The sequence below is a fragment of the Pseudomonas sp. BYT-1 genome (genome assembly GCF_023611805.1).
Taxonomy (GTDB): domain Bacteria; phylum Pseudomonadota; class Gammaproteobacteria; order Pseudomonadales; family Pseudomonadaceae; genus Aquipseudomonas; species Aquipseudomonas guariconensis.
The window spans coordinates 2316488-2332685 of record NZ_CP072559.1 but is presented as its reverse complement, the minus strand read 5'-3'; the positions used below and the strand labels follow the sequence as shown (position 1 = coordinate 2332685).

The following is a 16198-nucleotide window of genomic DNA, read 5'->3' as shown; positions in this document are numbered from 1 at the left end:
CGTCCTTATAGCATGGCCAGCATCCGTTACCCAGAACAGCGAGTGCGCCCCCATGAGCAAGACCTTCAAAATCGCCGCCATCCCCGGTGACGGCATCGGCAACGAAGTCCTCCCCGAAGGCATCCGCGTGGTCGAAGCCGCCGCGCGCAAACATGGCCTGAACCTTGAGATCGAATTCTTCGAGTGGGCCAGCTGTGACTACTACCTGGCTCACGGCAAGATGATGCCCGACGACTGGTTCGAACAGCTCAAGGGCTTCGACGCCCTGTACTTCGGTGCGGTCGGCTGGCCAGACAAAGTCCCGGACCACATTTCCCTGTGGGGCTCGCTGCTCAAGTTCCGCCGCGACTTCGACCAGTACGTGAACATCCGTCCGGTTCGCCTGTTCCCTGGCGTGCCCTGCCCGCTGGCCAACAAGCAACCGGGTGACATCGACTTCGTGGTGATTCGCGAAAACACCGAAGGCGAATACTCCTCCCTGGGCGGTCGCATGTTCGAGAACACCGAGAACGAGTTCGTCCTGCAGGAGTCGGTGTTCACCCGCCGTGGTGTGGACCGCATCCTCAAGTACGCGTTCGACGTGGCCCAGACCCGCGAGCGCAAGCACGTCACCTCCGCGACCAAGTCCAACGGCATGGCCGTGAGCATGCCTTACTGGGACGAGCGCACCGCCGCCATGGCAGCCAACTACCCAGAGATCAGCTGGGACAAACAGCACATCGACATCCTCTGCGCCCGCTTCGTGCTGCAGCCGGAACGCTTCGACGTGGTGGTGGCGTCCAACCTGTTCGGCGACATCCTCTCGGATCTGGGCCCGGCCTGCGCGGGCACCATCGGTATCGCACCGTCGGCCAACCTCAACCCGGAGCGCAAGTTCCCATCGCTGTTCGAACCGGTACACGGCTCGGCGCCGGACATCTACGGCAAGAACATCGCCAACCCGATCGCCATGATCTGGTCCGGCGCGCTGATGCTCGAATTCCTCGGCAAGGACAGTGAAGACGCCCGCTACCAGGCCGCCCACGACGACATCCTCAAGGCCATCGAGACGGTCATCGCCAACGGCGATACCACCCGCGACATGGGCGGGAACCGCTCGACCCAGGAAGTCGGCAAGGCCATCGCAGAACTGCTGGGGGCCTGATTCGGCGGCGTCCATTAGCAAATTAACCCGCTCGCCAGGCCCCGCGACCCTGGAGGAGCGGGTTTACCCGCGAAATAGACGCCACCAACCATCAGATTGTCTGACGATCCTATTGCAGTTTTGCCCCATTTCAATGCACACTTCGTTAACCAAAAGATATGCGTAAACTTTAGGTTAACAGTCGAGGAAAAAAGCTCTATCTGACATGGACTTCCCAAGCGCTTAGCATTCCAAACGCTCCAGGAGACAATTGATGTCCCACAACAATAAAAAGATTGATGTGTTCCTGATTACCGTGAGCCTGATCGCTGTACTGCTCACTGTCATCGGCCTTGCTGCCTACCCCGCCCAAGCGGAAAGCATGGCCAACCACCTGTTCGAACTGTCCACCCGTACCTTCGGCACCAGCGTCCAGGTGCTGGTGTTCGGCAGCTCCCTGGCCGTTCTGTACCTTGCCTTCAGCAAGTACGGCAACATCCGCCTGGGCGCTGGCAAACCTGAATACTCCACCGCGACCTGGGTCTTCATGTTCATCTGCGCCGGCATGGGTTCCTCGACCCTGTACTGGGGCGTGATGGAATGGGCCTACTACTACCAGACCCCCGGTCTTAACATCGCCCCGATGTCGGCCCAAGCTCTGGAGTACAGCGTCAGCTACTCGTTCTTCCACTGGGGTATCAGCGCCTGGTCGATCTACGCCCTGGCCTCGCTGGCCATGGCCTACCACTTCCACGTGCGCAAGAAGAGCGGCTTGAACCTGGCCTCGATCATCGAAGCGGTGACCGGCTTCAAGGCCACCGGCCCTGTGGGACGCACCGTCGACCTGATCTTCCTGCTGACCATGATGGGCGCGCTGACCGTTTCCCTGGCCTTGACCGCCTCGACCCTGACCCGCGGCCTGTCGGACCTAGCCGGCACTCCCAACACCTTCACCGTGCAATTGATGGTGATCGGTGCGGTAGCGCTGCTGTTCTCGCTCAGCTCCTACATCGGCATCGACGGTGGCCTACAGCGCCTGTCGAAGATGGTGTGCATCGGCGCCTTGTTGTTCGCCGTGGTCGTGCTGCTGGTCGGTCCGACCCAGTTCACCGTCAACAACACTGCCAACGCCATCGGCCTGATGATCCAGCACTACGTGCACATGAGCCTGTTCACCGACCCTGCCGGTGACGGCGCCTTCACCCGCAACTGGACCGTGTTCTATTGGTTGTGGTGGGTGTCCTACGCCCCAGGCGTTGCCATGTTCGTCGCCCGTGTCTCGCGCGGCCGTCAGATCAAGGAAGTGGTGTTCGCCCTGCTGCTGGGCGGCAGCTTCGGTTGCTGGTTCTTCTTCGGCGCCCTGGAAAGCTACAGCATGCACCAGTTCATCAACGGCCAGATCGACGTGCCAAAGCTGTTGAGCAGCGTCGGTGGCGAAGCCGCAGTGACCGACCTGTTGCTGGCCCTGCCATGGGGCACCCTGTTCCTGGCGGTGTACCTGTTCATCATGGCGGTGTTCTGCGCCTCGCACATGGATGCAGCGGCCTACGCCGTGGCCGCCACCAGCACCCGCAACCTGCGCGAAGGCGAGGACCCGACCCCGACCCTGCGTCTGTTCTGGTGCATCGTGCTGACCCTGGTGCCGCTGGCCATGCTCTTCGCCAAGGCCTCGCTGTCGACCATGAAGACCGCTGTGGTCCTCACCGCGATCCCCTTCATGGTGATCCTGCTGGTGAAGATCTACGGCTTCTTCAAATGGCTCGCCGCCGACTACGGCCAGGTTCCGGCCTACCGTATCGAGGAAGAAGCCGCACGCCTTGCCGGCGAAGAGCCGGAGCACCAGATACCGCGCAGCGCCGCTGCCCTGCATTGATCGTATGACCCAGGGCATCGCCAGTCTCCTGTAGGCGCTGGCGAAGCCTGCGATGGGCTGCATAGCAGCCCTAAAGCGTCCGGCCAAATTTTTTTGCCCGACTTGTTAACCAATAGATACGCGTTAACCAATAAGTAAAAACCGAGAAAGAGCCATGAACGATTTCAAACGACTGCCAGCCGATTTCTGCGCCAACCCTGAAGAGGCCTTCACCCTTCCGGCCAACTTCTACACCCAGGCCGCCGTGTTCGAGCATGAGAAAGAAGCGATCTTCGCCAAAAGCTGGATCTGCGTCGGTCACCGCAGCGAAGTCGCTGAAAAGAACGCCTACATCACCCGCCAGGTGATCGGCGAGAGCATCATCGTCGTGCGTGGCCGCGACGATGTGCTGCGTGCCTTCTACAACGTCTGCCCGCACCGTGGCCACCAACTGCTCGAAGGCAGCGGCAAGGCCAAGAACGTCATCACCTGCCCGTATCACGCCTGGACCTTCAAGCTCGACGGCGAGCTGGCCCACGCCCGCAACTGCGAGAACGTGGTCAACTTCGACAAGGAAAACTCCACCCTGGTGCAGCTACGCGTCGAAGAGTACGCAGGCTTCATCTTCATCAATATGGACATGGAGGCCGGCAGCGTCGAAGACCAGTTGCCGGGTCTGCAAAAGCGCATGCGCGAAGCCTGCGCCGTGATCGACGACCTGCACCTGGCCGCGCGTTTTGTCAGCGACACCCCGGCCAACTGGAAGTCGATCGTCGACAACTACCTGGAGTGCTACCACTGCGCCCCGGCCCACCCAGGTTTCTCCGACTCCGTGGACGTCGGCCAGTACAACCACAGCCTGCACGGTAACTGGACCCTGCAGTACGGCCTGGCCAAGCCCTCCGAGCAGTCGTTCAAGTTCGACGAATCCGTCAAGGACCCATCGTTCGCCGGTTTCTGGGCCTGGCCGTGCACCATGTTCAACGTGCCGCCAGGCGCCAACTTCATGACCGTGATCTATGAGTTCCCGGTCGATGCCGAAACCACCCTGCAGCACTACGACATCTACTTCCTGAACAAGGACCTGACCGAAGAGCAGCTCAAGCTGATCGACTGGTACCGCGAAGTCTTCCGCCCAGAAGACCTGCGCCTGGTCGAAAGCGTGCAGAAAGGCCTGAAATCCCGTGGCTACCGTGGCCAGGGCCGGATCATGGTCGACCAGCAGCGCAGCGGCGTGAGCGAGCATGGCATCGCCCATTTCCACAACCTGATCGCCGTCGCCCACCTGGACTGATGCGCCCGGCCGCCGGCTTGCAGGTCGGCGGCCTTCGGAGAGCCTTGCGTGAAACTTCAAGACACCACACTGCTGCGCCAGCAAGCCTACATCGACGGGCGCTGGTGCGACGCCGACAGCGGCCAGACCCTGGCGGTCAATGATCCGGCCAGCGGCGAGCTGCTCGGCCATGTGCCACTGATGGGCAGCGCCGAAGCCGTGCGCGCCATCGAAGCCGCCGAAGCGGCCCTGGCCGACTGGCGCGGGCGTACCGCCAAAGAGCGGGCGAGCATTTTGCGCCGTTGGTTCGAACTGCTGCTCGAACATGAGCAGGACCTGGCCCGACTGATGACCCGCGAACAGGGCAAACCCCTGCACGAAGCCCTGGGCGAGATCCGCTACGCCGCCTCCTTCGTCGAGTGGTTCGCCGAGGAAGGCAAGCGCGTCTACGGCGATGTGATCCCGAGCCCGGCCAATGACAAACGCCTGCTGGTGATCAAGCAAGGCATCGGCGTGTGCACCGCGATCACCCCATGGAACTTCCCGGCGGCGATGATCACCCGCAAGGTCGCCCCGGCGCTGGCCGCCGGCTGCACCATCGTGGTCAAGCCGGCCAACGAAACCCCGTTCAGCGCCCTGGCGCTGGTGGAACTGGCCGAGCGCGCTGGCATCCCTGCCGGGGTGTTCAGCGTGGTCACCGGCCACCCGAGCGTGCGCAAGCTCAGCTTCACCGGCTCCACCCCGGTGGGTCGCCTGCTCATGGGCCAGTGCGCCGAAACCATCAAGAAGGTCAGCCTGGAACTCGGTGGCAACGCCCCGTTCATCGTCTTCGATGACGCCGACATCGAGGCGGCCGTCGAAGGCGCACTGATCGCCAAGTACCGCAACGCCGGGCAAACCTGCGTGTGCGTCAACCGCTTCTATGTGCACGACAGCGTCTATGAGCGCTTCGCCCAACGCTTCGTCGAGCGCGTGCGCGCCCTGGCGGTCGGCCCTGGCGACACCGAAGGCACGCAGATTGGCCCACTGATCAGCGACAAGGCCGTGGCCAAGGTACGCAGCCTGATCGACGACGCCACCGGCAAAGGCGCCAGCGTACTGCTGGGCGGCAAGGCCCACGCCCTGGGCGGGCAGTTCTTCGAGCCGACCGTGCTCACTGACATCGCCCCGGGCATGGAGCTGCTGCAGGAAGAGATCTTCGGCCCGGTGGCCGCGCTGGTGCGCTTCACCACCGACGAGCAAGTGATCGAACTGGCCAACGCCACCCAGTATGGCCTGGCGGCGTACTTCTACAGCCGTGACCTGGCCCGCGTGTTCCGCGTGGCCGAGCGCCTGGAGTACGGCATGGTCGGCATCAATACCGGGCTGATCTCCAACGAGGTCGCGCCATTTGGTGGCATCAAGCAATCGGGCCTGGGCCGCGAAGGCTCCAAGTACGGCATCGAGGATTATCTGGAAATCAAGTACCTGTGCCTCGCCGTCTGAGCGAGCCAGTATCTGTGTCACGCGGCAGGGCCTGCCGCGTGATGAGCAAGTCGAGGTGAACCATGGCCAAGCAATACGAAATGTTCAAGGTGCGTGTCACCGACGTGGAACAGGCGACGCCGCTGATCAAGCGCTTCACCCTGGCCCGCGAAGACGGTGCCAGCCTGCCCGCCTTCAGCGGCGGCAGTCACGTCATCGTGCAGATGCAGTCGGCCTGTGGCAGCCAGTTCAGCAATGCCTACTCGCTGATGAGTGACCCGCGTGACCTGTCCAGCTACCAGATTGGTGTGCGCCTGGAAGAGCAGTCCAAGGGCGGCTCGGCGTTCATGCACAATCACGTCCAGGTGGGCACCGAGCTGACCATCTCCACCCCCAACAACCTGTTCGCCCTGGACCCCACGGCCGGCCGCCACGTGCTGATCGCAGGGGGCATCGGTATTACCCCGTTCCTGGCCCAGTTGCATGAACTCGAAGGCAGCGATACCCCCTACGAGCTGCACTACGCCTTCCGCGCCCCGGAGCACGGCGCCTTCCAGGGTGACCTGGAAAGCGGCCCGCATGCGCAAAGCACCCGCTTCTACATCGACAGCCTGGACCGCAAGCTGGACCTGGCCGGCCTGTGCGCGGGCTTGGCCGACGACGCGCACCTCTATGTCTGCGGTCCCAAGCCGCTGATCGACGCCGTCATCGCCACGGCCGCCGCTGCGGGCATCGATGCCTCGCGCGTGCACTGGGAGCAGTTCGCCGCCGCAGCGCCCGCCGCCGGCGCTGCATTCACCGTGGTGCTGGCCAAGTCCGGGACCGAGCTGCAGGTCGAGGAAGGCATGACCATCCTCCAGGCCATCGAGAAGTCCAAGGCTGCCAAGGTCGAGTGCCTGTGCCGCGAAGGCGTGTGCGGCACCTGCGAAACCGCGATCCTCGAGGGCGAAGCCGAGCATTTCGACCAGTACCTGAGCGACGAGGAAAAAGCCTCGCAGCAAACCATGATGCTCTGCGTCTCGCGTGCCCGCAGCGCGCGCCTGGTGCTCGACCTGTAACAGTCACAGTGGTCTAGGCTGGTCTCTTGACGACAAGAACAAGAGACCCAAGCCCATGCCGCTGTCATCCCACGGCTCAACCGCCTTCCCACGGGAGGCGTGAAGCCGAGCCATGAGTATTCTCTACGACGAACACCTGGACGGCCCCCTGCCCACCGTGGACAAGGCGGCCTTGTTGGCAGCCCTGCACGACGCCCTGCCGGATCTTCAGATCCTTCACCACGCCGAAGACCTCAAACCCTACGAATGCGATGGCCTCTCGGCCTACCGCACCGTGCCATTGCTGGTGGCATTGCCCGAGCGCCTCGACCAGGTCCAGGCACTGCTACGCCTGTGCCATCAACGCGGCGTACCGGTGGTGGCGCGCGGCGCGGGCACGGGCCTTTCCGGCGGCGCCCTGCCCCTGGCCCAGGGCATCCTGCTGGTGATGGCGCGCTTCAACCGCATCCTGGAGGTCAACCCACAAGGGCGCTATGCCAGGGTCCAGCCTGGCGTGCGCAACCTGGCGATCTCCCAGGCAGCAGCGCCTTACGGCCTATATTACGCGCCGGACCCTTCCTCGCAGATCGCCTGCTCCATCGGCGGCAACGTCGCCGAAAACGCCGGCGGCGTGCATTGCCTCAAATACGGCCTGACCGTGCACAACCTACTCAAGGTGGACATCCTCACTGTCGAAGGCGAACACCTGACCCTGGGCAGCGATGCCCTGGATAGCCCCGGCTTCGACCTGCTGGCGCTGTTCACCGGCTCCGAAGGCATGCTTGGCATCGTCACCGAAGTCACCGTCAAGCTCCTGCCCAAGCCCCAGGTCGCGCGGGTGCTGCTGGCCAGCTTCGACAGCGTCGAGAAGGCCGGCGGCGCGGTCGCCGATATCATCGCCGCCGGCATCATCCCGGGCGGCCTGGAGATGATGGACAACCTGGCCATCCGCGCCGCCGAAGACTTCATCCACGCCGGTTACCCGGTGGAGGCGGCGGCGATCCTGCTGTGCGAGCTGGACGGTGTGGAATCGGACGTGCAGGACGACTGCGAGCGCGTCGCCGCCGTGCTGCGCCAGGCCGGTGCCAGCGAGGTACGCCTGGCCTGCGACGAGGCCGAACGCGTGCGTTTCTGGGCTGGGCGCAAGAACGCCTTTCCCGCGGTGGGGCGCATTTCGCCGGACTACTACTGCATGGACGGCACCATACCCCGCCGTGAACTGCCTGGGGTACTCAGGGGCATCGCCGAGCTGTCCCGGGAATACGGGCTGCGGGTGGCCAACGTGTTCCACGCCGGCGATGGCAACATGCACCCGCTGATCCTGTTCGACGCCAACCTGCCCGGCGAACTGGAGCGCGCCGAAGCCATCGGCGGCAAGATCCTGGAGCTGTGCGTGGCGGTCGGTGGCAGCATCACCGGCGAGCATGGCGTCGGGCGTGAAAAGATCAACCAGATGTGCGCCCAGTTCAACGCCGACGAAATCACCCTGTTCCATGCGGTCAAGGCCGCGTTCGATCCCAAAGGCCTGCTCAACCCCGGCAAGAACATCCCCACCCTGCACCGCTGCGCCGAGTTCGGCGCCCTGCACGTACACCAGGGCCAACTGCCCTTCCCTGACCTGGAGCGTTTCTGATGAATGCGGACCGCGACATGAGCCAGGACCTGCTCGAGCAAGTCAACCAAGCCCTGGCCATGGACACCCCTCTGCGCATCCAGGGCAGCAACAGCAAGGCCATGCTGGGCTGCCCTGTGACTGGCGAAATCCTCGATACCCGAAGCCACCGCGGCATCGTGCGCTACGATCCGACCGAACTGGTGCTCACCGCCCGCGCCGGCACGCCCCTGCGCGAGATCGAAGCAGTGCTGCACGAAGCCGGCCAGATGCTGCCCTGCGAGCCGCCCCACCTGGGCCCGGATGCCAGCCTCGGGGGCATGGTCGCCGCAGGGTTGTCCGGGCCACGCCGGCCCTGGGCTGGGGCGGTGCGCGACTACGTGCTCGGCACGCGTGTGATCACCGGCCACGGCAAGCTGCTGCGTTTTGGCGGCGAGGTGATGAAGAACGTCGCCGGTTACGATGTCTCACGACTGATGGTCGCCAGTTTCGGCTGCCTGGGCCTGCTCACCGAGGTGTCGCTGAAAGTGCTGCCACGACCCCGTCAATGCGCGAGCCTTCGCCTGGAGATGAACACTCACCAAGCATTGCACGCACTGGCCGAATGGGGTCAGCAACCGCTGCCGATCAGCGCCGCCTGCCACGACGGCCAAGCGCTCTACCTGCGCCTGGAAGGCGGAGAAGGTTCGGTGTTGTCGGCCCGCCAGCGGCTGGGGGGGGAGGCGCTCGACAGCCGCTTCTGGGAGGACTTGCGCGAACAGCGCCTGGCCTTTTTCGACGACCCGGCGCCGCTGTGGCGACTCTCGGTACCGACCGCCACGGGCCCACTCGCGTTGCCCGGCAGGCAATTGATCGACTGGGGCGGTGCCCAGCGCTGGTTGAAGTCTTCGGCCACGCCGGCGCAGCTACGTGCGCAACTGGCCCAGGTCGGCGGCCATGCCACGGCGTACACGCCGGGCGATGACAGCATGCCGCCGCTGCCTGCCGCACTGATGCGTTACCACCGCACGCTCAAGCAACAACTCGATCCCCAGGGCATCTTCAACCCTGGTCGCCTGTACCCAGACCTGTGAGGCTGCCATGCAAACCAACCTGAGCGAGGCCGCCAAGGCCCTGCCACGCGGCGAAGAGGCCGAACGCATTTTGCGCAGTTGCGTGCATTGCGGCTTTTGCACCGCCACCTGCCCCACCTATCAACTGCTCGGTGATGAACTCGATGGCCCGCGCGGACGCATCTACCTGATCAAGCAGGTGCTCGAAGGCGCGCCGGCCAGCGCCAGCACCCAGTTGCACCTGGACCGCTGCCTGAGCTGCCGCAATTGCGAGACCACCTGTCCATCGGGTGTCAACTACCACGACCTGCTGGACATCGGCCGCCCCGTGGTCGAACGACAGGTCCCGCGCCCGCTGGGTGAGCGCCTGTTGCGCCAGGGCTTGCGCGCCGTGGTGCCGCATCCTGTGCTGTTCAAGGCCCTGACCCGTACAGGCCAGGCCCTGCGCCCGCTGTTGCCCGGCGTGCTCAAAGCCAAGCTGCCCGCACGGATCGCAGCTCCCGGCCAACGCCCGGCCCCCCACCATGCCCGTCGCGTGTTGCTGCTCGAAGGGTGCGTGCAGCCGGCCCTGTCGCCCAACACCAATGCCGCGGCCGCACGCGTGCTGGACCGCCTGGGGATCAGTGTGGAACCGGTGGCCGCAGCAGGCTGTTGTGGCGCGGTCGACTACCACCTCAACGCCCAGGAGCACGGCCTGGCCAGGGCGCGGCGCAATATCGATGCCTGGTGGCCTGCCATCGAGGCCGGCGCCCAATCCATCGTGCAGACCGCCAGTGGTTGCGGTGCCTTCGTGCGCGACTACGGACACTTGCTGGCAAACGATCCGCGCTACGCCGCCAAGGCCGCCCGGGTCAGCGCCCTGGCCCGAGACCTGGTAGAGGTGCTGCAGGCCGAGCCCGTCGAGCGACTAGGCCTGTGTGCCGAGCAGCGTCTGGCCTTCCACTGCCCCTGCACCCTGCAGCACGCCCTCAAGCTCGGCGGTGCGGTGGAGCAGTTGCTGTCACGCCTGGGCTTTACCCTTACTCCCGTGCCGGACAGCCACCTGTGCTGCGGCTCGGCCGGCACCTACTCGCTGACCCAACCTGCGCTGTCGCGTCGCCTGCGGGACGATCGCCTCACGGCGCTGGAAAGCGGCAACCCTCAGCTCATCGCCACCGCCAACATCGGTTGCCAGGCGCACCTGGACAGCGCCGGACGCACACCGGTGCGCCATTGGATCGAGATCGTCGACGCTGCCCTGACAGACACCTAGCCGACCGCCACTTCGCGGGTAGCGCCCACAAGGTTGGCGCTGCCCTCTGCTGGAGCGGCTTTACCCGCGAAGGGCTGCCCTGCAGCCCGCGCCCTTGCAGCCAGCCCCACAAACCCCGAAGCTTGCCCTCTCACCCCCCGGACAACCCCATGGAACTGCACATCCGCTTGCAAGGCCGCAAAGGCCTGGCCGACCAGCTCTATCAGCAACTGCGTGCCAGCATCGACAGCGGTCACCTGGCCGCCGGCACCCAACTGCCCCCCACTCGCCTGCTCGCCGAACAATTGGGCGTGTCCCGCAAGACCGTCGCCGAAGCCTACTCGCGCCTGACCTACGACAACCTGCTCAGCGGCGTGGTCGGTCGCGGCACCTTCGTGACACCGCAACGCCCCTTGCAAGCCATCCAGGCCCAGGCCATTCCCCTGGCCGCCGCCGCGTCCGTGGCGCGCTGGCAGCAGCGGGCCACGGTGCTCTCCCAGTCCGCTCTGCAGACCCCATCGCGCTACGACTTCGTCGGTGGCGCATCGAGCAAGGCGCAGTTCCCGTTCGATCAGTGGCGCAGTTGCCTGCAGTACGCCCTGCGCCGCAGCCAGCGTCACACCCAACGCCAGTTCGACGCCCAAGGCCTGCCGGAACTTCGCGAAGCCATCGCCCACCACATCGCCTTCGCCCGTGGCGTGCATTGCAGCGCGGCCGACGTGATGGTGTGCAACGGTGCCCAGCAAGCGCTGGACCTGATCGCCCGGGTGCTGATCGAACCCGGCTGCCAAGTGGCCATGGAAGACCCCGGCTATCCACCGGCGCGCCAGCTGTTCCTGGCGCTGGGCGCGCACCTGCAGTCGGTGCCGGTGGATGACGAAGGGCTGTGCGTCGAACAGATCGCCGACGGCACGCGGCTGATCTACGTGACACCGTCCCATCAGTTCCCCCTCGGCATGCCGATGAGCGAACGCCGGCGCACCGCCCTGCTGGCGCGGGCCGCCGAATTGGGGGCATTGATCATCGAGGACGACTACGACTGCGAGTTCCGCTACCAGGGGCCGGGCAGCGATGCCTTGCAGCGCCTGGACCGCCATGGGCTGGTGGCCTACGTGGGCACCTTTTCCAAGACCTTGCTGTCCGAGCTGCGCCTGGGCTACGCCGTGCTGCCTGCGAGCGTGCTACGCGCGGCGTGCGTGGCCAAACACCTGACCGACTGGCACAGCCCGAGCGTGCAGCAATGGGCGCTGGCGCGGTTCATCAGCGAAGGTCACCTGAACAAGCATATCCGCCGCTGTCATGAAGTATACAGCGCCCGCCGGGAGCGAATCCTGGCCCGTCTGAGCAGCGACTTGGCGCCCTGGCTGACGGCCGTCCCGGCCAACGCCGGCTTTCACTTGAGCGCCCTGGCCAGCCCCGAGGTCGATGTGGATTTGCTGGTGAGCCTGGCGCGCAAGGTAGAGGTCGGCCTGTATTCGCTGGCCCCGTTCTACAGCGAGGCCCCGGTGCGTCCGGGGCTGTTGCTGGGCTTCGGGGCCATCGAATTGCTGGATATCGACACCGCGCTGGACCGCGTGCGCGATACCCTGCAAGGCCTCAGCTGACCGCTGCCTGGGCCGGCTCACCGGGGCGAGCGATGGCGGCGACATAGCCGTGCGGGGCGAAGCGCGCCGTGACCAGCAGCATCGCCACCACGGTGATGGTGAGCAAGGTCCAGGAAGCCTGGAAATCGCCGCTGATATCGCGCAACCAGCCCGTCAGGTAGGGAATGATCCCGGTGATGATGAACCCGATGCCCTGCACGAACGCGGCCAGGCTCCCCGCTTGAGCAGGATCTTTGCGCAAATGCTCCAGGGTCAGGGTCAGGCTCAGGCTGAAGCACGCGCCCAGGCCTAGGCCGATCATCGCCACCCACACACCCATGGCCAAGGTCGGCGCCAGCAGCAGGCCAAGAAAGCCCCCCAACTGGATAGACAGCGCCAGCCACAGGCCCGGGCGACGGTCCGCCAGGCTGCGCAGCAACAGCGGCAGCCCCAAGGCGCCGGTGACCTGGAAGATCGTCATCAAACCAACCAGCTCCCCCCCCCCCTGCGCGGTACCGCCGTGCTCGATGTGGTAGGCCGGCAACCACGCCACCATGCTGGTGTAGCCGCCATTGATCAGTCCGAAGTAGCTGGCCAGCAGCCAAGCCCGGCGGTTGCCGAACCAATGCCCGCCCCCGCCACCGGCGAGTTTCGGCGTGTTGTGCCGTGGTCGCAGCGCCAGCCAGGCCAATACTGCCAGCACCGCTGGGAGCGCCCAGACGCCCAGGCCGACCTGCCAGCGCCCGGTCGCGGCACTGATGGACGGGCCAAGCACGGCCGCCAAACCACCGCCGCTCATCAACGCCGCCGAGTACAGGCCCATGGTGGTCGCCAGGCGCGTGGGGAACCAGCGATTGACCAGCCCAGGCATCATCCCTTGGACAACGGCCACGCCGAGCCCGGCCAGCACGGCACTGGCAATCAGCGCCCAGGCGCTGTCCAGTTGCAAGCGCCACAGGCACGCCAGGGCAATTGCCGCAAGGCCCATGAGCATGCCGCCATGCTCGCTCAACCAGCGGCGCAGCCAGGGTTGCAGCAATGGGATCAGGCCCATGCACAGCACCGGCAAAGCCGTCAGCAGCGCAGCCTGCTGGTAGCCCAGGCCGGTGCTTGCGCGCATGGGTTCAAGCAACGGACCGATACTGGTGAGGATCGGCCGCAGGTTCAGTGCCAGCAACAGCACCAGCAGTAGGTTCAGTGCGCCACTCATCCCTGGTGCGCCTGCTTCCATTGAAGGTACAGGTCGGCCTCACCGGCGGGTTTGAGCGGCCGCAGAGGCAGGCTCTGCTGCTGGGGTGGACGAGCCATCTGGGCATACACCGCCGCGGTGGACAGCCCATAGGGCTCGCCCTCGTCGTTGTCGTAGGCGAACCAGGCGCGCTCGATGCCGCACAGGTGCATGGCAGCCAGGCACATCGGGCATGGATGACCACTGGCGTAGATCTCGGCGCCGTCCAGACGCGCCTGCCCCAGGGCTTGGGCCGCTTTGCGGATCGCCTGCATTTCCGCGTGGGTGGTCGGGTCCTGGGTGCTGTGGATTTCATTGACGGCACGCGCCAGCACTTTCCCCTGATACACCAGCACGGCGCCGAATGGCCGGCCGCCGGCCTGGATATTGGCGCGGGCCAGGTCGAGGGCTTCGCGCATGAAACGTTCATCGGACATCGTAGGAAATCTCTCGGTGCAAGACGTGTTCATTATCGCGGCTGAGCGGCGCCAGCAAAAATGAAGAGATTGGATGCAGGTCAGTGGCCCCCTGAATAGCCCATTGGCCTCCTGGCAAAGCGCAGGATTGGCTATCGGGCCGTTCGTGCCCTAGCGCTAACGTATGACCAAGGCCAGGCGCTGCCCCAGCGCCGGCAAACGTGATCCCCTTACACCGGAGTCCGCCATGCACGAACGTATCGAATGGGCCAAGCACGCCCCGCAAGCCTACAAAGCCATGATCGGCCTGGAGCAAGCCCTCGCCAACAGCGGCCTGGAAAACTCCCTGCTCGAACTGGTCCGCCTGCGCGCCTCGCAGATCAACGGCTGCGCCTATTGCGTCAACATGCACGCCAACGATGCGCGCAAGGCTGGCGAGACCGAGGCTCGCCTGCAGACCCTCTGCGCCTGGCAGGAAACACGCTATTTCACCCCACGCGAACGGGCCGCCCTGGCCTGGCTGGAATGCCTCACCCGCCTGCCCGAGCGCGGCGCGCCGCAGCCGGAGTACGAAGCCCTGCTGGAACACTTCGAGCCCGCCGAAGTCGCCAACCTGACCCTGGCCATCGCCACCATCAATGCCTGGAACCGCTTCGGCGTAGGCTTTGCCATGGTCCCGGCCTGACACCCTGCCCTGAAAACAGCCACGACAAACAACGTTCGCACCGACTGAAAGCGTGGATGTGTACCCCTAGCATCGATCACCCGATCAATAGCCCTCAGGTACCTTTCCATGCCCGCAACCCGACCCACCCGCATCGTCGGGCGTCTGCTCGGTGCGACGTTGCTTGCCAGCGCCACCCTGCATGCCGCCCCCCTGACACGCGACAACGGCGCCCCGGTTGGCGACAACCAGCATTCGCAGACCGCCGGAGCCAACGGCCCGGTATTGCTTCAGGACGTGCAGCTCATCCAGAAGCTGCAACGTTTCGACCGAGAACGTATTCCTGAACGCGTCGTCCATGCCCGTGGCACGGGTGCCCATGGTGAGTTCACCGCGTTCGAAGATCTCTCCACGCTGACCCAGGCCCGGCTGTTCACGCCGGGAGAGAAAACGCCCGTATTCGTGCGCTTTTCCTCGGTGGTTCATGGTCTGCACTCACCGGAAACCCTGCGCGACCCTCGCGGCTTCGCCACCCGTTTCTATACCAGCAGCGGCAACTGGGACCTGGTTGGCAACAACTTCCCGACTTTCTTCATCCGCGATGCGATGAAGTTCCCCGACATGGTCCACGCCTTCAAACCCGATCCACGCACCAACCTGGCCAACGACGCCCGGCGCTTCGACTTGTTCTCGCACATGCCCGAGGCCACCCGCACCCTCACCTTGCTGTACTCCAACGAGGGCACCCCCAAGAGCTACCGGCACATGGACGGCAACAGCGTACATGCCTACAAGTTCGTCAATGCCCAGGGCGACGTAACCTATGTGAAGTTCCACTGGAAGAGCCTGCAAGGCCGCGAAAACCTCGCGCCCAAGGAGGTCGAGCGTATCCAGGGCCAGGACTTCAACCACATGACCCACGACCTCGTCGCTGCCATTGGCCGTGGCGAGTTCCCCAAATGGGACCTGTACATCCAGACGCTCAAGCCCGAGCAGCTGGCGGCCTTCGACTTCGATCCGCTGGACCCGACCAAGATCTGGCCTGATGTACCGCAGCGCCGTGTCGGCCAGATGGTGCTCAACCGCAACGTAAACAACTTCTTCCAGGAAACCGAACAGGTGACGCTGGCCCCATCCAACCTGATCCCGGGCATCGAGCCTTCCGAGGATCGCCTGCTGCAAGGACGCCTGTTCTCCTACGCCGACACCCAGATGTACCGGGTCGGCGCCAATGCCGGCCGCTTGCCGATCAACCAGCCACGGGCGGCGGTGAACAACGGCAACCAGGACGCTGCCCTCGACAACGGTCGCACCCGCAGCATGGTCAACTACGAGCCCAGCCGCCTGCAGCCGCGCACCAGCACCGAGTCGGCGCGCTACAGCCAGCTACCCCTGGCTGGCAGCACCCAGCAACGCGGCATCACACGGGAGCAGAACTTCAAGCAGGCCGGTGAGCTGTACCGGTCCTACAGCAAGCAGGAGCAGCGCGACCTGGTGAACAGTTTTGGCCAGTCCCTGGCGGGGGCCGATGACGACAGCAAGCACATCATCCTGTCGTTCCTCTACAAGGCCGACCCCGACTATGGCAAGCGCGTTGCCAAGGTCGCCAAGGGTGACCTCACCCGGGTCAAGGCACTGGCACGGGAGCTGCGCGACTGACAAC

At 65.0% G+C, this 16198-nt stretch carries 13 protein-coding genes; 11 read left to right on the top strand and 2 right to left on the bottom strand.

Translation table 11 applies throughout. The annotated features are described in order from the left end of the window. The first annotated feature begins 52 nt into the window (after positions 1-52). From J5X93_RS10725 to pdxR, 9 genes are all read left to right on the top strand, one after another. On the top strand, positions 53-1144 hold the full coding sequence (locus J5X93_RS10725) for a tartrate dehydrogenase (RefSeq protein WP_043212680.1): 1092 nt from the start codon (positions 53-55) through the stop codon (positions 1142-1144). Positions 1145-1397: 253 nt separating this feature from the next. Continuing rightward, positions 1398-2996, top strand: coding sequence for a BCCT family transporter (locus J5X93_RS10720; protein WP_182941008.1), 1599 nt, complete (start codon positions 1398-1400; stop codon positions 2994-2996). Between the two features lie 154 nt (positions 2997-3150). Continuing rightward, positions 3151-4269 (top strand): aromatic ring-hydroxylating oxygenase subunit alpha, encoded by a 1119-nt coding sequence (locus J5X93_RS10715; RefSeq protein ID WP_043212675.1) that lies wholly within the window; start codon positions 3151-3153, stop codon positions 4267-4269. 48 nt (positions 4270-4317) lie between these two features. Then, positions 4318-5733, top strand: coding sequence for an NAD-dependent succinate-semialdehyde dehydrogenase (locus J5X93_RS10710; protein WP_182941011.1), 1416 nt, complete (start codon positions 4318-4320; stop codon positions 5731-5733). 62 nt (positions 5734-5795) lie between these two features. Beyond that, on the top strand, positions 5796-6770 hold the full coding sequence (locus J5X93_RS10705) for a PDR/VanB family oxidoreductase (protein ID WP_043212670.1): 975 nt from the start codon (positions 5796-5798) through the stop codon (positions 6768-6770). 112 nt (positions 6771-6882) lie between these two features. Beyond that, positions 6883-8382, top strand: a complete 1500-nt coding sequence (gene glcD / locus J5X93_RS10700; RefSeq protein WP_182941014.1) for a glycolate oxidase subunit GlcD — start codon at positions 6883-6885, stop codon at positions 8380-8382. Then, positions 8382-9434 carry a glycolate oxidase subunit GlcE gene (gene glcE, locus J5X93_RS10695; RefSeq protein WP_182941017.1) on the top strand — a complete coding sequence of 351 codons (1053 nt, stop codon included), beginning with the start codon at positions 8382-8384 and terminating at the stop codon, positions 9432-9434. Before glcD ends, glcE begins: the two co-directional genes overlap by 1 nt. A 7-nt stretch (positions 9435-9441) precedes the next feature. Next, positions 9442-10665: a glycolate oxidase subunit GlcF gene (gene glcF / locus J5X93_RS10690; protein WP_182941020.1), complete on the top strand. Its 1224-nt coding sequence runs from the start codon at positions 9442-9444 to the stop codon at positions 10663-10665. Positions 10666-10814: 149 nt separating this feature from the next. Further along, positions 10815-12248 carry a MocR-like pyridoxine biosynthesis transcription factor PdxR gene (gene pdxR, locus J5X93_RS10685; protein WP_043214775.1) on the top strand — a complete coding sequence of 478 codons (1434 nt, stop codon included), beginning with the start codon at positions 10815-10817 and terminating at the stop codon, positions 12246-12248. Here pdxR and J5X93_RS10680 read toward each other — a convergent pair. Both J5X93_RS10680 and J5X93_RS10675 read right to left on the bottom strand, forming a co-directional pair. Further along, the gene (locus J5X93_RS10680; protein ID WP_197853718.1) at positions 12241-13437 is read right to left on the bottom strand and encodes a cyanate transporter; all 1197 of its coding nucleotides are present in this window, start codon (positions 13435-13437) and stop codon (positions 12241-12243) included. The two genes, pdxR and J5X93_RS10680, sit on opposite strands and share 8 nt — an antisense overlap. Continuing rightward, entirely contained in the window at positions 13434-13892 is a 459-nt protein-coding gene (locus tag J5X93_RS10675; RefSeq protein ID WP_102082309.1) for a nucleoside deaminase, read from the bottom strand. Before J5X93_RS10675 ends, J5X93_RS10680 begins: the two co-directional genes overlap by 4 nt. Positions 13893-14118: 226 nt before the next feature. Here J5X93_RS10675 and J5X93_RS10670 point away from each other — a divergent pair, with 226 nt between their 5' ends. After that, on the top strand, positions 14119-14556 hold the full coding sequence (locus tag J5X93_RS10670) for a carboxymuconolactone decarboxylase family protein (RefSeq protein ID WP_070575245.1): 438 nt from the start codon (positions 14119-14121) through the stop codon (positions 14554-14556). A gap of 108 nt (positions 14557-14664) precedes the next feature. Then, the gene (locus J5X93_RS10665) at positions 14665-16194 is read left to right on the top strand and encodes a catalase (RefSeq protein WP_090342149.1); all 1530 of its coding nucleotides are present in this window, start codon (positions 14665-14667) and stop codon (positions 16192-16194) included. Positions 16195-16198 lie beyond the last annotated feature (4 nt).

Coding starts and splice junctions, on each gene's coding strand:
- J5X93_RS10725 (WP_043212680.1), top strand. CDS start 53: ATGAGCAAGACCTTCAAAATCGCCGCCATCCCCGGTGACGGCATCGGC.
- J5X93_RS10720 (WP_182941008.1), top strand. CDS start 1,398: ATGTCCCACAACAATAAAAAGATTGATGTGTTCCTGATTACCGTGAGC.
- J5X93_RS10715 (WP_043212675.1), top strand. CDS start 3,151: ATGAACGATTTCAAACGACTGCCAGCCGATTTCTGCGCCAACCCTGAA.
- J5X93_RS10705 (WP_043212670.1), top strand. CDS start 5,796: ATGGCCAAGCAATACGAAATGTTCAAGGTGCGTGTCACCGACGTGGAA.
- glcD (WP_182941014.1), top strand. CDS start 6,883: ATGAGTATTCTCTACGACGAACACCTGGACGGCCCCCTGCCCACCGTG.
- glcE (WP_182941017.1), top strand. CDS start 8,382: ATGAATGCGGACCGCGACATGAGCCAGGACCTGCTCGAGCAAGTCAAC.
- glcF (WP_182941020.1), top strand. CDS start 9,442: ATGCAAACCAACCTGAGCGAGGCCGCCAAGGCCCTGCCACGCGGCGAA.
- pdxR (WP_043214775.1), top strand. CDS start 10,815: ATGGAACTGCACATCCGCTTGCAAGGCCGCAAAGGCCTGGCCGACCAG.
- J5X93_RS10680 (WP_197853718.1), bottom strand. CDS start 13,437: ATGAGTGGCGCACTGAACCTACTGCTGGTGCTGTTGCTGGCACTGAAC.
- J5X93_RS10675 (WP_102082309.1), bottom strand. CDS start 13,892: ATGTCCGATGAACGTTTCATGCGCGAAGCCCTCGACCTGGCCCGCGCC.
- J5X93_RS10670 (WP_070575245.1), top strand. CDS start 14,119: ATGCACGAACGTATCGAATGGGCCAAGCACGCCCCGCAAGCCTACAAA.
- J5X93_RS10665 (WP_090342149.1), top strand. CDS start 14,665: ATGCCCGCAACCCGACCCACCCGCATCGTCGGGCGTCTGCTCGGTGCG.